The sequence below is a fragment of the Pseudomonas sp. McL0111 genome (genome assembly GCF_052567255.1).
Genome location: NZ_CP199585.1, coordinates 6,169,200 through 6,185,042 on the forward strand (window position 1 = coordinate 6,169,200; position 15,843 = coordinate 6,185,042).

The window sequence follows — 15,843 nt, forward strand, 5'->3', positions numbered from 1 at the left end:
GAGCTAGCCAGGGTCTTTACTGGTTAAATTTTAACCAGACCTCATTATTCGCCGACGCTGATCTTCAGGCCAGCAGCTATTGCAAAGGGTGTCAGGGTTATCGCCAGGGCGGTCAGGCTACCAAGCCACAGCAAATAACCGGTCGCCGGCATGCCTTGCAAGGCTGCCTGCAAGGCGCCACTGCCAAGAATCAACACCGGGATATACAACGGCAGAATCAGCAGCGCCAGCAACAGGCCGCCACGTTTCAAACCGACCGTCAGCGCCGCGCCCACCGCACCGAGCAAGCTCAGCACCGGTGTACCCAGCAGCAACGAAAGCAACAACACCGGCAGACAGGCGGCAGGCAAACCGAGCATCAATGCCAGCAATGGCGAGAGCAAAACCAGTGCCAGCCCGGAAAACAGCCAGTGTGCCAGCACTTTGGCCAACACCAGAAGTGCCAGGGGGTGCGGCGAAAGGACCCACTGTTCCAGCGATCCATCTTCGAAATCACTGCGGAAAAGCCCGTCCAGCGAGAGCAGGACCGACAAAAGCGCGGCCACCCAGACTAACCCCGGGGACAAGTTTTGCAACAGTTGCGTCTCTGGTCCGACGGCCAGCGGGAACAAAGCGATGACGATGGCAAAGAAAATCAGCGGATTGGCCAGCTCCGCCGGGCGGCGAAACAGCAGTCGGGACTCACGGGCAACCAGCAGGCCGAACACACTCATACCGCCCAATTCCCCAGATCGATGTCGCGATAACCGGCCGGCATCCGGCTCAGCGTGTGGTGGGTGGTCAACACCACCATGCCGCCGCGCTCGCAGTGTGCGGCCAGATGTTCTTCGAGTTGCGCCACGCCCTGCTTGTCGAGGGCGGTGAACGGTTCGTCGAGAATCCACAGCGGCGGGCTGTCCAGATACAAGCGTGCCAGCGCCACGCGACGTTGCTGACCGGCGGACAGGCTGTGGCAGGGAACATCTTCGAATCCGCGCAATCCTACAGCTGCCAGTGCTTGCCAGATCGCCTCGCGCGTAGCGGGCTGATGCAGAGCGCAGAGCCAGGAGAGGTTTTCTTCCGGGGTCAGCAGCTCTTTGATCCCGGCGGCGTGGCCGATCCACAGCAGGTTGCGTGCAAGTTCGCTGCGTTGTTCGGTCAACGGCTCGCCGTTCAACAATACTTGACCGCTGGTCGGCTGCATCAGACCGCTGAGCAGGCGCAGCAAACTGGTTTTGCCGCTGCCGTTGGGGCCGCTGATTTGCACCATATCGCCACTGGCCAGTCTCAATTCGAGATTTTCGAAGAGCAGCCGAAGGTCACGCTCACAGGCGAGGGCAACGGTTTGCAGGACAGGGCTGGTCAAGGGATCACGGGCCTTATACGGTTCAAGTCGGCTCTGGAACGGCCGTTAAAGAGATGCAGCATAGATGCAATGACGGCTTGATCTAGAGAGCTGCGTCAAACAATTGCTATGTTTTCTGAACGAAGCGCAAGACGCGCGGCATTATACATGGCGTGCCTTACTCTCAAGAGTGCAATTTCCTCAGGTTGTGTCCGCGTATGACAGGCGAAATGAACATCCTCCCGCTCCCGCCAACCAGCCCGGCGACCGTTCGCCCGCAGGTGGGTGAACTGCTCAAGTTGCTGACACCGGTCGAAGGCTTGATCGGCGCCGGGCAGAGCGCCAAGGCCGAGGTGTTGTCGCTGAAACAGGCGGATCAGACGTTTCAATTGTTGCTCAAGGTGACGCTGGATGGCGGTCGTCAGACCACCGTGCAAGCGACCAGCAATCTGCCACTGCCGCAGGGCACCAGCCTGGCAATCACTCAGCCGTCGGCGGGCAATCTGGCGATTACCGTGCAACAGGCGATTGCCAGCAGTGTTGCTGCCCTCACCCGCATCGACACCACACAATTGCCGGTCGGCACCTTGCTGCAAGGCAAAGTGCTGACCTCGCAGACATTGCCGCAAGTGCCGGGGCAACCGACGGTCTACCGCTCGATGGTCAGCCTGCTCAACACCGCGTTGAGCGGCGCCACGCTGGATATCGACAGCCCGCAGCCGCTGCGCATCGGCACCCTGCTCTCGGCGCTGGTGCAAGACGCGCAAACCCTGAAATTCCTGCCAATGAGCAGCCGTCAGGAGCAATTGGCGGTCAGCCAGCAACTGGTCAGCCAACAGAACCGTCAAGGTTCGTTAACCGGCTTGCTGAGTGCGCTGCAAAACCTGCCGGCCGATACCGATCAGACTTCACAGGATCTGCGCGCAGCGGTGGATCGCCTGCTCGCCAGCCTGCCGGATGCGCAACAACTGAGCACGCCAAGAGGCCTGGCTCAGGCGCTGGCCAACAGCGGCATGTTCCTCGAAGCGAAACTGCTGACCGGACAAACCCCGACGCTGGCCCCGGACATGAAGGCCGACCTGCTCCGACTGATCGCGCAACTGACGCCGGGTTTGCCGAGCAGTACCAGTTTCAACGCAATCATCGCCGCCAACACGCTCGCGCAAGCGTTGCCGAACTTCGTGCGCAACGCCCTCGGCACGCTGGGTCAGGTCAGCGCCAAACCACAGCCGGGCGGCTTTCCGCTGCCCGACCGGTTGCTCGCCAACCTCGAAGGCGAAGGCGATCTGGAGCAACTGTTACGCCTTGCCGCTGCGGCGGTGTCACGCCTGCAAAGCCATCAATTGTCGAGCCTGGAACAGACTGGCGTCACCGATGACGGCCGGCTGCTCAGCACCTGGCAACTGGAAATCCCCATGCGCAATCTGCAGGACATCGTGCCGTTGCAGGTCAAGTTCCAACGCGAAGAAGCGCCGGAAAAGGAACAGCCCAACGAACGCCGTGACGAACGCGAGCCCAAGCAGCAATTGTGGCGCGTGGATCTGGCGTTCGACATGGAACCGCTCGGCCCCCTGCAGATTCAGGCGCAGTTGATCGCCGGCAGCCTGTCCAGCCAGCTCTGGGCCGAACGGCCATACACTGCCGATCTGATCGAAAACAATCTGTTCGCACTGCGCCAGCGTCTGCTCGATTCCGGGCTGAACGTCGGCGATCTCGACTGCCACCAGGGCACACCGCCGCAAGGTAACCAAACCCGTCTTGAACATCGCTGGGTCGACGAAACCGCATGAATGATTCCACTGCCCCGCGCCAGGCTATCGCGCTCAAATACGACGGCAACCACGCCCCGACCCTCACCGCCAAGGGTGACGATGAACTGGCCGAAGAAATCCTGCGGATCGCCCGCGAGTGCGAAGTGCCGATCTACGAAAACCCGGAGTTGGTAAGGTTGTTGGCACGGATGGAATTGGGCGACAGCATTCCTGAGGAGCTGTACCGGACGATCGCCGAGATCATCGCGTTTGCGTGGAACCTGAAGGGCAAGTTTCCCGAGGGACGGGACCCGAATGCACCGATGGTCGAGAAAGACATCACCGAACGCGGCGATGATTACTGAGGTTTTGAAGACGCCTTCGCGAGCAAGCTCACTCCTACATTTGATCGCATTTCAAAATGTAGGAGTGAGCTTGCTCGCGAATAGCGATTTCAGCTTTTGTGCATCTTGCTCATCAATTCCGCCTCAGCCTGGGTCAACCCGCAGGACTGAGTCAGTTCGTCGACGCTGGCGCCCATGCCCACCAGTTTCGCCGCCTGGGCGAACGACAGGCTCGACGGGTCGCGCTGCTCAAGCTTTTCGAGCTTGTCAGGGATCGGGCTGACGACCGAGCGCAGCTCATGCAGGGCTTCGCCCATGCGCACGTTGCCGTTCTGGTAATCGTCGACACGCTTGGCCAGTTCCTTGATGCGCTGATCACGCAGCGCATCGCCCTGAGCCTGCTGCGCAGCGATAACCCGCTGCGCCTTGATGTACGCCAGAAACATCGCCAGCGTGCCTGCCCAGAACAGGAACAGGACAATCACCGCTACTTCAAGAATCAATCAGATGTTCTCCAGATCCGACCATTCTTCTTCGCTCATCATCTTGTCGAGCTCGACCAGGATCAGCAACTCGTTGTTCTTGTTGCACACGCCCTGGATGAACTTGGCGGATTCTTCGTTACCGACGTTCGGTGCGGTTTCGATTTCCGACTGACGCAGGTAAACCACTTCGGCAACGCTGTCGACCATGATCCCGACCACTTGCTTGTCGGCTTCGATGATGACGATACGGGTGTTGTCGCTGATTTCGGCATTCATCAGGCCGAAGCGCTGACGGGTGTCGATCACGGTCACGACGTTACCGCGCAGGTTGATGATGCCCAGCACGTAGCTTGGTGCACCCGGAACCGGGGCGATTTCGGTGTAACGCAGAACTTCCTGAACGCGCATCACGTTGATGCCGTAGGTTTCGTTGTCCAGTTTGAAGGTCACCCATTGCAGGATCGGATCTTCAGAACCTTTTGCATTCGTCGCCTGACTACTCATACCCTGACCCCTCGAAAAAACCGCTCTGGGCGGTGTGTGTTCTGTGTGGCGGCATTCAACAATGCCGTCGCCTGATTGTTATGTCGGCTGCTATGTCGGTTTATGTAGCGGCTTGCTGCCGCTCAAGTGCTTTGCCCCACCGCTGGCGATCAACTCGGCCAGTGCGGAAACGTCCAGCAATGCACACATGTGCTCAATCACGGTGCCGGCCAGCCATGGCCGCTGACCCCGGTGACTTCTCCATTTGATTTCATTCGGGTCCAGACGCAACGAGCGGCTGACCTGATGCACCGCCAGCCCCCACTCGTAACCTTGTACCGAAATCACGTATTGCAGGCCCTGACGGAAGTCATCGCGATAACGATCCGGCATCACCCAGCGCGCGGTATCCAGCACTTTCAGGTTACCGGCCTGACTTGGCAGGATGCCGAGGAACCATTCCGGCTGACCGAACAGCGGTGTCAGTTCCTGGCCTGCCAGCGAATAGATCGAACCGAGGCACACCAGTGGCACCGCCAGCGTCAGCCCGGCGACGTCGAACAACAGGCATTCGAACGCTTCGGATGCCCACGCCGGACGGCCATCGGTTTCTACCGGTGGCGGCGTGTTGCTCGGCGGCAGATGCACTTCGACCACTGGCGGCACCAGCGCTTGTGGCGGCGGAGTCTGCGGCAGTGGTTCTGGTTCTGGCTCTAATTCGGGCTCGGGCTCTGGCGCCGGCGGCGTTCGCAGAAGTTGCGTTTGCAGCAACGGCCCAAGAGTCGAGACCGATGCGCGAACCGGTTCAGCCTGCTCAACCAACGCCATCGGTGCCTTGGCAACCGGTGCGGCCAAAGGCGCGGCAGTCGGTCTGACAACTTGCTGCGCATCACGAGCCTGTTCTTCAAGCACCGCAGCCTGGAACTCATCGAGCGCCTCGGCGGATTCCGCTACTTCAGGTTCAGGAAACGCTTCAACCTCAACCGGCAACTCATCCGGAACGCTCTGCAACAGATCGTCCAGATAGGACTGCAACGCCATCTGCGGACGCGAAGTGAGTTTGATCGGCCGGTTCATCCTCAAGCCACCTGCGCAACAAGCTGCTGCGCCAGCAAATGCTTGAGCAACGCACGATAGGCCAGCACACCACGGCTCTTGCCGTCGAATTGCGACGGCGTGACACCGGCACGGCTGGCGTCGCGCAGACGAGTATCGACCGGGATATAACCCTGCCAGATGTCGTCCGGAAATTTATCGCGCAACACGCGCAAGGTGCCCAGCGACGCTTGCGTGCGGCGGTCGAACAGGGTCGGCACGATGCTGAACGGCAACGCCTGTTTGCGCGAACGGTTGATCATCGCGAGGGTGTTGACCATGCGCTCCAGACCTTTGACGGCCAGGTGTTCGGTCTGCACCGGGATCACCAGTTGCTGGCTCGCGGCGAGCGCGTTGACCATCAGCACACCGAGCAACGGCGGGCTGTCGATCACCGCGTAATCAAAGTCCTGCCACAGTTGCGCCAGACTCTTGGCGATCACCAGCCCGAGGCCACTCTGCCCCGGCGACTGACGCTCAAGCGTCGCCAGCGCGGTACTCGATGGCAGCAGGGAAATGCGTTCGTCGCTGGTCGACAACAGCAGTTGCCCGGGCAAGCCCTGCGGCACGCTGCCCTTGTGCAGGAACAGGTCGTAGTTGCTGTGTTCGAGGCTGTCGGGGTCGTAACCGAAATAGCTGGTCATTGAGCCGTGCGGGTCCAGATCGACCACAACCACGCGCTTGCCCGCCTCCGCCAGCAACCCGGCTAAAGCGATGGAAGATGTGGTTTTACCAACACCACCCTTTTGATTGGCGACTGCCCAGACTCTCATTCGGTTCGTTCCTCCCGGTCGATATGCTCGACCGAGACATAGCTCAGCGTATTAATGCGGGTGACGGAGAATTGACGGCACTCTCGCGTCCCGGCGTCTTGACCGGGGTCGGTGCAGTTTGTGTGCCAGCACGCTTCAATGCGGCATCCGGTTGCGCGTTGGCGGTCCCGGTGCCCGTAAGACTGCGGCGCACATCAAGATTGCGCGACACCACCAATACCACACGACGGTTCTTCGCCCGACCTTCGGCAGTGCCATTGTTGGCCACTGGCTGGAACTCGCCGTAACCGACCGAGGCCAGTCGACCCGGGTTCACACCCTGCATCGCCAGCATCCGCACGATGCTCGCCGAACGCGCCGAGGACAGCTCCCAATTGGTCGGGTACTGCGCGGTGCGGATCGGTTGATCGTCGGTGAAACCTTCGACGTGGATCGGGTTGTCGAACGGTTTGAGGATCGCTGCAACCTTGTCGATGATGTTGAACGCAATGTCGCTCGGCATCGCGTCACCGCTGCCGAACAACAGGCTGGAATTGAGTTCGATCTCGACCCACAACTCGTTGCCGCGCACGGTCATCTGATTAGAGGCGATCAGATCACCAAACGCTGCGCTGATGTCGTCGGCGATGCTTTTCAACGGATCGCTGGCACCGGCAATACCGGCGTCAACCTGTTCGGCATCCTTGACCAGCGGCTTGGCCGGGGTCACGGTCTTCGGTCGTTCGTCGCCAATCTGGATCGGCTTGAGCGCGCGGTCGGAATCCTTGAAGACCCCGACCAGCGCTTCGGAAATTTCTTTGTACTTGCCTTCGTTGATCGACGAGATCGAATACATCACCACAAAGAAGGCGAACAGCAGCGTGATGAAGTCGGCGTAGGAAACGAGCCAGCGCTCGTGGTTTACGTGTTCTTCCTGATGCCTGCGACGAGCCATGAGGTTATTCCCTTAATCCATGAAGCCTTGCAGCTTCAACTCGATGGAGCGTGGGTTTTCACCTTCGGCGATCGACAGAATGCCTTCCAACAACATTTCGCGATAACGCGACTGTCGCAACGCGATTGACTTCAGTTTGGCGGCCACCGGCAGCAGGATCAGGTTGGCACTGGCGACACCGTAAATGGTGGCGACGAAGGCCACGGCAATGCCGCTACCCAACTGCGTCGGATCGGCGAGGTTGCCCATCACATGGATCAGGCCCATCACCGCACCGATGATGCCGATGGTCGGCGCGTAGCCGCCCATGCTTTCAAAGACTTTGGCGGCCTCGATGTCGCGGGCTTCCTGAGTGTAGAAATCCACTTCGAGGATGCTGCGAATCGCTTCCGGCTCGGCGCCGTCGACCAGCAGTTGCAGGCCTTTGCGCGAGTAGCTGTCCGGTTCGGCATCCGCCACCCCTTCCAGACCGAGCAAACCTTCCTTGCGGGCGGTGAGACTCCAGTTGACCACGCGGTCGATGCCGCCGGCCAGGTCGACCCGTGGCGGGAAAAAGATCCACGCGAGGATCTGCATTGCACGCTTGAACGCGCTAATCGGAGATTGCAGCAGCGCGGCACCGATGGTGCCGCCCAGTACGATCAGTGCCGCCGGGCCGTTGGCCAGCGCACCGAGGTGACCACCTTCAAGGTAGTTACCGCCGATGATGGCGACGAACGCCATGATGATCCCGATAAGGCTTAGAACATCCATCAGATACACGCCTCGACCAAGTGCTTGCCGATATCGTCCAGGCTGTACACCGCGTCGGCGAGGTCAGCTTTGACGATGGCCATCGGCATGCCGTAGATCACGCAACTGGCTTCGTCCTGCGCCCAGATCGCGCTGCCGCCCTGCTTGAGCAGACGCGCGCCTTCACGACCATCGGCGCCCATGCCGGTCAACACGACCGCCAGAACTTTGTCACCGTAGGACTTGGCTGCGGAACCGAAGGTGATGTCCACGCACGGTTTGTAGTTCAGACGCTCGTCGCCCGGGAGGATTTTCACCGCGCCACGGCCGTCGATCATCATTTGCTTGCCGCCAGGTGCCAGCAGCGCCAGGCCCGGGCGCAGGATGTCGCCATCCTCGGCTTCCTTGACGCTGATGCGGCACAGCTTGTCCAGACGCTCGGCAAACGCTTTGGTGAACGCAGCCGGCATGTGCTGAATCAACACGATCGGCGCAGGGAAGTTGGCCGGCAACTGGGTCAACACCCGTTGCAGTGCAACCGGACCGCCAGTCGACGTACCGATGGCGACCAGCTTGTAGGCTTTGCGTTTCGGTGCCGGCGAAGAAGCGCCGGCCGACGATGCGCGGCTTGGTGCCGGAGCATGTACCGGTGCAGGCGCCGGACGTGCCGGGGCGCTGCTGCCATAACTGCTGACGCTGGATGGCGCGGGCGCAGGCGCAGGTGTCGGCGCAGGTGCAGCGGCCGGTGTCGGCGAGCTGTAGGCGCTGAAACGACGGTTACTGCGCGAGATGCTGTGAACCTTCTCGCACAGCAGTTGCTTGACCTTCTCCGGGTTACGCGAGATGTCTTCGAAATTCTTCGGCAGGAAATCCACCGCGCCAGCGTCCAGCGCATCCAGGGTGACCCGGGCGCCTTCGTGCGTCAGCGAGGAGAACATCAACACCGGCGTCGGGCAGCGCTGCATGATATGCCGCACGGCCGTGATGCCATCCATCATCGGCATCTCGTAGTCCATGGTGATCACGTCCGGCTTGAGCGCCAGGGCCTGATCGATCGCCTCTTTACCGTTGGTTGCCGTGCCGACAACCTGGATGCTCGGATCTGCTGAAAGAATTTCCGAGACGCGGCGGCGGAAAAAACCCGAATCGTCCACCACCAGGACTTTGACTGCCATAAACACTCCATTAGGTGCAGCGGGACGTTGTCGCCCCGCCGCCCCGGATTCAAATACGCCGTGCGGCGTAACGCTTGAGCATGCTCGGAACATCGAGGATCAAGGCAATACGGCCGTCACCGGTGATGGTGGCGCCGGACATGCCCGGGGTGCCCTGAAGCATTTTGCCCAACGGCTTGATGACCACTTCTTCCTGACCGACCAGTTGATCGACGACGAAGCCGATCCGCTGGGTGCCCACCGAAAGAATCACCACATGGCCTTCACGCTGCTCTTCGTGAGCGGCGGAGCTGACCAGCCAGCGCTTGAGGTAGAACAGTGGCAGCGCCTTGTCCCGCACGATCACCACTTCCTGACCATCCACCACGTTGGTGGTCGACAGGTCGAGGTGGAAGATTTCGTTGACGTTGACCAGCGGGAACGCGAACGCCTGATTGCCGAGCATCACCATCAGGGTCGGCATGATCGCGAGGGTCAGCGGCACCTTGATGACGATCTTCGAGCCCTGGCCCTTGGTCGAGTAAATGTTGATCGAACCGTTGAGCTGGGAAATCTTGGTTTTCACCACGTCCATGCCGACACCGCGTCCGGACACGTCGGAGATCTCGGTCTTGGTCGAGAAACCCGGGGCGAAAATCAGGTTGTAGCATTCGGTGTCGCTCAGACGGTCGGCAGCATCCTTGTCCATCACGCCGCGTTTTACCGCGATGGCGCGCAGGACATTCGGGTCCATGCCCTTACCGTCATCGGAGATCGACAGCAGAATGTGATCGCCTTCCTGCTCGGCCGCCAGAACGACTTTGCCGCCCCGCGCCTTGCCCGACGCTTCACGTTCTTCCGGCGACTCGATACCGTGGTCGACCGCGTTGCGCACCAAGTGGACCAGCGGATCGGCCAGTGCCTCGACAAGGTTTTTGTCGAGGTCGGTTTCTTCGCCGACCAGTTCCAGGTTGATTTCTTTCTTGAGCTGACGCGCCAGATCGCGAACCAGACGCGGGAAGCGCCCGAAGACCTTCTTGATCGGCTGCATCCGGGTCTTCATCACCGCGGTTTGCAGGTCAGCAGTTACCACGTCGAGGTTCGACACGGCTTTCTGCATGGCTTCGTCGCCGCTGTTCAGACCCAGGCGCACCAAACGGTTACGCACCAGTACCAGCTCGCCGACCATGTTCATGATTTCGTCGAGACGCGCGGTATCGACGCGCACGGTGGTCTCGGCTTCGCTCGCCGGTTTTTCCGGTGGCGGAGTGGCTGGCGCGCGGGCCGGAGCCGGTGCAGCAGCGGCGGCCGGTTTTGGCGCTTCGGCTTTCGGCTCAGGCTTGGCAGCAGGCTTCGGTGCCGCAGCGACCGGAGCTTTGGCAACAGGCGTGGCGACGCTCGAAGCGCTGCCGGCAGTGGCGGCGCCAACTTCGGTGAACTTGCCTTTGCCGTGCAATTCGTCGAGCAGCGATTCGAATTCGTGATCGCTGATCAAATCGCTGCCGGCAGCGGCGGCGGTCGGTGCAGCTGCCGCAGGGGCCGAAGCAATCGCCGACTCCAGTGCATCAACGGCAAAGTTACCCTTGCCATGCAATTGATCGAGCAGCGCTTCGAATTCGTCGTCGGTAATGTCGGAGCTGTCGCCCGCCGCCGGAGCAGCAGGTTTTGCCGCCGCTGGCGTCACTGCGTCAGCCGCGAATTGACCTTTGCCGTGCAACTGATCGAGCAACGACTCGAACTCGGCGTCAGTGATTTCATCGCTGGCCGCGTCAGTCGCGGTCGGCGCAGGTGCAGCGGCAGCCGCCGGGGCTTCTGCTTGAGCCTTGACGGCGTTCAGCGAATCCAGCAACTGTTCGAATTCGTTATCGGTGATGTCGCCCGAATCGCCTTCGGCGACCAGGTCTTCGATCATCTCGGCAACCGGCGAAGCCTGGGCTTCGTCAGCTGACTGCGGCTCGGCCAGACGTGCCAGCGCAGCCAGCAGTTCCGGCGTGGCAGCAGTGATCGGGCTGCGTTCGCGAACTTCGGTGAACATGCCGTTCACCGCATCCAGCGCTTCGAGCACAACGTCCATCAGTTCTGCATCAACGCGACGCTCACCCTTGCGCAGGATGTCGAACACGTTTTCGGCGATGTGACAGCACTCCACCAGCTCATTGAGCTGAAGGAAGCCGGCGCCCCCTTTTACAGTGTGGAAACCGCGAAAAATTGCGTTGAGCAGATCCGCGTCATCCGGTCGGCTTTCCAGCTCGACCAGTTGCTCGGACAGTTGCTCAAGAATCTCGCCGGCCTCAACCAGGAAATCCTGAAGGATCTCTTCATCGGCGCCGAAGCTCATTAATGGGGTGCTCCTACAGGTCTAAAAACCCAAAAAACCTAAAAATCCAAAACTCTAGAATCCAAGGCTGGATAACAAATCGTCCACATCGTCCTGACCGGACACAACGTCTTCTCGTTTATCGGCATGAATCTGCGGACCTTCACCCTGCGAGAGATGTTTTTGTGGATCTTTTTCAGCAAGCATCGCTTCACGGTCGTGTTCGATGCCCGCAAAGCGGTCAACCTGACTGGCCATGAGGACGAGTTTGAGCAGATTGCTTTCAACTTCGGTGACCAGTTGGGTCACGCGCTTGATCACCTGACCGGTGAGGTCCTGGTAATCCTGAGCCAGCAGGATGTCGTTCAGATTGCTCGACACCGCACGCCCGCCTTCGGTGCTGCGTGTCAGAAAACCGTCGACCCGCCGCGCCAGCTCGCGGAACTCTTCAGCCCCGACTTCGCGACGCATGAAACGTCCCCAATCGGTGCTCAACGCCTGGGCTTCATCAGCCAGGCCGTTGACGACCGGTGTGGCGCTCTCCACCAGATCCATGGTGCGGTTGGCGGCGGCTTCGGTCAGCTTGACCACATACCCCAGACGCTCGGTGGCGTCAGTGATCTGCGAGACTTCCTCGGCTTGCGGCATATTCGGGTCAATCTGAAAATTGACGATCGCGCTATGCAGCTCGCGAGTGAGCTTGCCGACTTCCTGATACAGGCCACGGTCACGGGTCTGATTGAGCTCATGGATCAGTTGCACCGCGTCGCCGAACCTGCCTTTTTCAAGGCTTTCGACCAGCTCGACCGCGTGTTTTTTCAGGGTCGATTCAAAATCGCCCTGTGAAGATTCTTTGTGGTCCATAGATCCCCCCGTGGCGCAGTTTCTCAACCGATGCGTTCGAAAATCTTCTCGATTTTGTCTTTCAACGCCTGGGCCGTGAAGGGTTTGACCACATAGCCGTTTACACCGGCCTGGGCCGCTTCGATGATCTGTTCGCGCTTGGCTTCAGCGGTCACCATCAGCACTGGCAGGTGCTTGAGTTTTTCATCGGCGCGCACGTGGCGCAGCAGGTCGATACCGGTCATGCCGGGCATGTTCCAGTCTGTTACCAGAAAGTCGATGCTGCCGCTGTTGAGAACCGGAATGGCAGTGATGCCATCGTCAGCTTCAACGGTGTTGGTGAACCCAAGGTCACGCAACAGGTTTTTAATGATCCGCCGCATCGTTGAGAAGTCATCAACGATGAGGATTTTCATGTTCTTGTCCAATTCGACCTCCAAGCAGTCTTAAACGCGTCCAGCACCTGGACGCGCCATTTCAATCATTCCGGCAAAACACTCGATGACTGTCTGGAGCACAACAGATCGAGACCGGTGCCGTTCATCACCGCACCAGCCTCGTTCGCAGTGTCCCCACACTGCCTTCAGCGCGCTCGCCACTCCCCCAAACGCCCCCGCAAACGGGCCGCGCACTGGCTGTGTAACTGGCTGACCCGCGATTCACTGACGCCAAGGACTTCACCGATCTCCTTGAGGTTCAGCTCTTCGTCGTAGTACAGCGCCAACACCAGTCGCTCACGCTCCGGCAAATTGGCAATCGCGTCCGCCAGCGCTGCCTGGAAGCGTTCATCTTCCAGATCGCGTGACGGCTCTAGATGAGCACTGGCGCCATCCTCGTGCAGCCCTTCATGTTCGCCGTCCTGTAACAGATCGTCGAAACTGAACAGCCGGCTGCCCAGCGTGTCATTCAAAATCCCGTAGTAATCGTCGAGACTCAATTGGAGTTCGGCCGCAACTTCGTGATCTTTAGCATCACGGCCGGTTTTAGCTTCAATCGAGCGAATTGCGTCGCTGACCATACGGGTATTGCGGTGAACCGAACGTGGTGCCCAGTCCCCTTTGCGTACTTCATCGAGCATGGCGCCGCGGATTCGAATGCCCGCGTACGTTTCGAAACTGGCGCCTTTGCTGGCGTCGTATTTGGTCGAGACTTCGAGCAGGCCGATCATCCCGGCCTGAATCAGGTCTTCAACCTGCACACTCGCCGGCAAACGCGCCAGCAAGTGATAGGCGATGCGTTTGACCAGTGGCGCGTAACGCTCGATCAACTCGTACTGCGCGTCACGCGCCGACTTTTTGTAGTAATTCATACCGCTTGCGGTCATAGCACGGGCCCTGCCGTTTGCTGCACGAGGCGCTCGACAAAAAACTCAAGGTGGCCACGCGGGTTAGCGGGCAGCGGCCAGGTATCGACCTTCTGTGCGATCGCCTTGAACGCCAGCGCGCACTTGGAACGCGGGAAGGCTTCATAGACCGCACGCTGCTTCTGCACTGCCTTGCGCACGCTTTCGTCGTAAGGCACCGCGCCGACGTATTGTAGGGCGACGTCGAGGAAGCGATCCGTGACCTTGGTCAACTTGGCGAACAGGTTGCGGCCTTCTTGCGGGCTCTGCGCCATGTTGGCCAGCACGCGGAAGCGGTTCATGCCGTAATCGCGGTTCAGCAGTTTGATCAGTGCGTAGGCGTCGGTGATCGAGGTCGGCTCGTCGCAGACCACCAGCAACACTTCCTGCGCAGCGCGAACAAAACTGACTACCGAGTCACCAATACCCGCAGCGGTGTCGATCACCAGTACGTCGAGGTTGTCGCCGATGTCGCTGAACGCCTGAATCAGGCCGGCATGTTGCGCCGGGCTCAGGTGAACCATGCTCTGTGTGCCGGAAGCGGCCGGCACGATACGAATCCCGCCGGGGCCTTGCAACAATACGTCGCGCAGCTCGCAGCGGCCTTCGATGACGTCGGCCAAGGTGCGTTTCGGGGTTAGCCCCAACAGAACGTCGACGTTCGCCAGTCCCAGATCGGCGTCCAGCAGCATGACCCGACGGCCAAGCTCTGCCAGAGCCAGAGACAAGTTCACTGACACGTTAGTCTTGCCGACGCCACCTTTGCCGCCGGTCACCGCGATCACCTGTACGGGATGCATGCTGCCCATGTTATTTCTTTACCTTGTCTTGCATAGACGGAGGCCACATTACTGGCTGCGCGTTCACAAACGGAACAATGCATGGCAGACCATCGATGTAGGTACAAAAACTGTTCATGAATACCTCAGCCTACCTGCTTGGTCGGGCTGTGATAAATATCAGCGAACATGTCGGCCATGGCTTCTTCGCTGGGTTCTTCCTGCATTTGCACGCTGACAGCACGGCTGACCAGTTGATGACGGCGCGGCAGATGCAAATCATCTGGAATACGCGGGCCATCGGTCAGGTACGCAACCGGCAGTTCATGGCTGATCGCCAGGCTCAACACTTCGCCGAGACTTGCCGTTTCATCCAGTTTAGTCAGGATGCACCCGGCGAGCCCGCAACGCTTGTAACTGTGATAAGCGGCGGTTAGAACCTGTTTCTGGCTGGTGGTTGCCAAGACCAGATAATTTTTTGAACGGATGCCGCGACCGGCCAGACTTTCCAGCTGCATGCGCAGTGCCGGATCGCTGGCTTGCAGGCCGGCGGTATCGATCAGCACCACGCGTTTGCGCAGCAGCGGATCGAGCGCCTGTACCAGCGACTGGCCCGGATCAACGTGGGTTACCGATACGTTGAGGATTCGGCCCAGCGTCTTCAGTTGTTCCTGAGCGCCGATGCGGAAGCTGTCCATGCTCACCAGCGCGACATTCTGCGCGCCGTACTTGAGCACATAACGCGCGGCGAGTTTGGCCAGCGTGGTGGTCTTGCCCATGCCGGCAGGGCCGACCATGGCAATCACGCCGCCCTCTTCCAGTGGCTCGACTTCCGGAACGGCGATCATCCGCGCCAGGTGCGCAAGCAACATGCGCCACGCCTGACGAGGCTCGTCAATATCAGTGATCATCGCCAGCAGGTCACGCGACAACGGGCCGGACAGACCGATGCGTTGCAGGCGACGATACAGATTGGCCTGCGCCGGGCGGTTGCCCTGCATCTGATTCCAGGCCAGCGTACCGAGCTGGACTTCCATCAGTTCACGCAGGCTGTTGAGTTCGAAACGCATCGAGTCGAACGCACGCGGATCGACACCACCAGCGGCAGATGCCGGCGCCGGAGCCGGACGCGCTGGCGCGGCGTAAGTCGGTTCGGTCAATGGCTCGGCAGCGGTCAGCGGCAGGCCGGCCGTCAATGGCAGCCCGGCGAACAACTGGCGATTGGTATTGCCGTCGGCTTCGCCACGCATGCTCAGTTCGGCCTGGGCAGTGACGATGCGCGACTGCGTCTTGCGCAGCTCGTCTTCGAGTTCCATGTTCGGAACCCGAGGGGCCAGCGCCGACAACTTGTAATCGAGTGCCGCGGTCAGCTCGACACCGCCGGCAATGCGGCGGTTGCCAATGATGGCGGCATCAGCGCCCAGCTCATCACGAACCAGCTTCATGGCCTGACGCATATCGGCGGCGAAAAAACGCTTAACTTGCAT

17 protein-coding genes are annotated in these 15,843 nt (G+C 60.1%); 2 read left to right on the plus strand and 15 right to left on the minus strand.

All coding sequences use genetic code 11. The annotated features are described in order from the left end of the window. Positions 1–44: 44 nt before the first annotated feature. Positions 45–713, minus strand: coding sequence for a heme exporter protein CcmB (gene ccmB, locus ACTWLJ_RS27805; RefSeq protein WP_401216508.1), 669 nt, complete (start codon positions 711–713; stop codon positions 45–47). After that, a complete protein-coding gene (ccmA, locus tag ACTWLJ_RS27810) occupies positions 710–1,345 on the minus strand; it encodes a cytochrome c biogenesis heme-transporting ATPase CcmA (RefSeq protein ID WP_445179278.1) in 636 nt (211 codons plus the stop codon). The genes ccmB and ccmA overlap by 4 nt, the downstream gene beginning before the upstream one ends. 197 nt (positions 1,346–1,542) lie before the next feature. Between ccmA and fliK the strand changes: the two genes are divergently transcribed. Both fliK and ACTWLJ_RS27820 read left to right on the plus strand, forming a co-directional pair. Beyond that, positions 1,543–3,114 carry a flagellar hook-length control protein FliK gene (gene fliK, locus ACTWLJ_RS27815; protein ID WP_445179279.1) on the plus strand — a complete coding sequence of 524 codons (1,572 nt, stop codon included), beginning with the start codon at positions 1,543–1,545 and terminating at the stop codon, positions 3,112–3,114. Further along, a complete protein-coding gene (locus tag ACTWLJ_RS27820) occupies positions 3,111–3,440 on the plus strand; it encodes an EscU/YscU/HrcU family type III secretion system export apparatus switch protein (RefSeq protein ID WP_445179280.1) in 330 nt (109 codons plus the stop codon). The genes fliK and ACTWLJ_RS27820 overlap by 4 nt, the downstream gene beginning before the upstream one ends. Positions 3,441–3,529: 89 nt before the next feature. Here ACTWLJ_RS27820 and ACTWLJ_RS27825 read toward each other — a convergent pair whose 3' ends face one another. The 13 genes from ACTWLJ_RS27825 to flhF form a co-directional block, all read right to left on the minus strand. Then, on the minus strand, positions 3,530–3,922 hold the full coding sequence (locus ACTWLJ_RS27825; protein WP_445179281.1) for a DUF2802 domain-containing protein: 393 nt from the start codon (positions 3,920–3,922) through the stop codon (positions 3,530–3,532). After that, complete coding sequence (locus ACTWLJ_RS27830; RefSeq protein ID WP_010456928.1) at positions 3,923–4,408, minus strand: chemotaxis protein CheW; 486 nt, start codon at positions 4,406–4,408, stop codon at positions 3,923–3,925. Between the two features lie 90 nt (positions 4,409–4,498). Continuing rightward, positions 4,499–5,464, minus strand: a complete 966-nt coding sequence (locus ACTWLJ_RS27835; RefSeq protein WP_445179282.1) for a CheW domain-containing protein — start codon at positions 5,462–5,464, stop codon at positions 4,499–4,501. 2 nt (positions 5,465–5,466) lie between these two features. Further along, a complete protein-coding gene (locus tag ACTWLJ_RS27840; RefSeq protein ID WP_401216497.1) occupies positions 5,467–6,255 on the minus strand; it encodes a ParA family protein in 789 nt (262 codons plus the stop codon). 43 nt (positions 6,256–6,298) lie between these two features. Further along, a complete protein-coding gene (motD, locus tag ACTWLJ_RS27845; protein ID WP_401216496.1) occupies positions 6,299–7,189 on the minus strand; it encodes a flagellar motor protein MotD in 891 nt (296 codons plus the stop codon). A gap of 12 nt (positions 7,190–7,201) precedes the next feature. Then, entirely contained in the window at positions 7,202–7,942 is a 741-nt protein-coding gene (locus ACTWLJ_RS27850) for a flagellar motor protein (RefSeq protein WP_401216495.1), read from the minus strand. Then, the gene (locus ACTWLJ_RS27855; protein WP_445179283.1) at positions 7,942–9,096 is read right to left on the minus strand and encodes a protein-glutamate methylesterase/protein-glutamine glutaminase; all 1,155 of its coding nucleotides are present in this window, start codon (positions 9,094–9,096) and stop codon (positions 7,942–7,944) included. The genes ACTWLJ_RS27850 and ACTWLJ_RS27855 overlap by 1 nt, the downstream gene beginning before the upstream one ends. Before the next feature lie 49 nt (positions 9,097–9,145). Next, positions 9,146–11,413, minus strand: coding sequence for a chemotaxis protein CheA (locus ACTWLJ_RS27860; protein ID WP_445179284.1), 2,268 nt, complete (start codon positions 11,411–11,413; stop codon positions 9,146–9,148). Positions 11,414–11,467: 54 nt separating this feature from the next. Next, positions 11,468–12,256: a protein phosphatase CheZ gene (locus ACTWLJ_RS27865; protein WP_401220698.1), complete on the minus strand. Its 789-nt coding sequence runs from the start codon at positions 12,254–12,256 to the stop codon at positions 11,468–11,470. A 23-nt stretch (positions 12,257–12,279) separates the two neighbouring features. Beyond that, positions 12,280–12,651, minus strand: a complete 372-nt coding sequence (locus ACTWLJ_RS27870) for a chemotaxis response regulator CheY (protein WP_008072643.1) — start codon at positions 12,649–12,651, stop codon at positions 12,280–12,282. 167 nt (positions 12,652–12,818) lie between these two features. Continuing rightward, the gene (gene fliA, locus ACTWLJ_RS27875) at positions 12,819–13,559 is read right to left on the minus strand and encodes an RNA polymerase sigma factor FliA (RefSeq protein WP_007920004.1); all 741 of its coding nucleotides are present in this window, start codon (positions 13,557–13,559) and stop codon (positions 12,819–12,821) included. After that, a complete protein-coding gene (gene fleN / locus ACTWLJ_RS27880) occupies positions 13,556–14,386 on the minus strand; it encodes a flagellar synthesis regulator FleN (protein ID WP_003222917.1) in 831 nt (276 codons plus the stop codon). The genes fliA and fleN overlap by 4 nt, the downstream gene beginning before the upstream one ends. A gap of 116 nt (positions 14,387–14,502) precedes the next feature. Further along, complete coding sequence (gene flhF, locus ACTWLJ_RS27885; RefSeq protein ID WP_401220707.1) at positions 14,503–15,843, minus strand: flagellar biosynthesis protein FlhF; 1,341 nt, start codon at positions 15,841–15,843, stop codon at positions 14,503–14,505.

Coding starts and splice junctions, on each gene's coding strand:
- ACTWLJ_RS27865 (WP_401220698.1), bottom strand. CDS start 12,256: ATGGACCACAAAGAATCTTCACAGGGCGATTTTGAATCGACCCTGAAA.
- ACTWLJ_RS27850 (WP_401216495.1), bottom strand. CDS start 7,942: ATGGATGTTCTAAGCCTTATCGGGATCATCATGGCGTTCGTCGCCATC.
- ACTWLJ_RS27860 (WP_445179284.1), bottom strand. CDS start 11,413: ATGAGCTTCGGCGCCGATGAAGAGATCCTTCAGGATTTCCTGGTTGAG.
- ACTWLJ_RS27870 (WP_008072643.1), bottom strand. CDS start 12,651: ATGAAAATCCTCATCGTTGATGACTTCTCAACGATGCGGCGGATCATT.
- ACTWLJ_RS27830 (WP_010456928.1), bottom strand. CDS start 4,408: ATGAGTAGTCAGGCGACGAATGCAAAAGGTTCTGAAGATCCGATCCTG.
- ACTWLJ_RS27835 (WP_445179282.1), bottom strand. CDS start 5,464: ATGAACCGGCCGATCAAACTCACTTCGCGTCCGCAGATGGCGTTGCAG.
- fliK (WP_445179279.1), top strand. CDS start 1,543: ATGACAGGCGAAATGAACATCCTCCCGCTCCCGCCAACCAGCCCGGCG.
- motD (WP_401216496.1), bottom strand. CDS start 7,189: ATGGCTCGTCGCAGGCATCAGGAAGAACACGTAAACCACGAGCGCTGG.
- ACTWLJ_RS27820 (WP_445179280.1), top strand. CDS start 3,111: ATGAATGATTCCACTGCCCCGCGCCAGGCTATCGCGCTCAAATACGAC.
- ACTWLJ_RS27855 (WP_445179283.1), bottom strand. CDS start 9,096: ATGGCAGTCAAAGTCCTGGTGGTGGACGATTCGGGTTTTTTCCGCCGC.
- ccmB (WP_401216508.1), bottom strand. CDS start 713: ATGAGTGTGTTCGGCCTGCTGGTTGCCCGTGAGTCCCGACTGCTGTTT.
- fliA (WP_007920004.1), bottom strand. CDS start 13,559: ATGACCGCAAGCGGTATGAATTACTACAAAAAGTCGGCGCGTGACGCG.
- flhF (WP_401220707.1), bottom strand. CDS start 15,843: ATGCAAGTTAAGCGTTTTTTCGCCGCCGATATGCGTCAGGCCATGAAG.
- ACTWLJ_RS27840 (WP_401216497.1), bottom strand. CDS start 6,255: ATGAGAGTCTGGGCAGTCGCCAATCAAAAGGGTGGTGTTGGTAAAACC.
- fleN (WP_003222917.1), bottom strand. CDS start 14,386: ATGGGCAGCATGCATCCCGTACAGGTGATCGCGGTGACCGGCGGCAAA.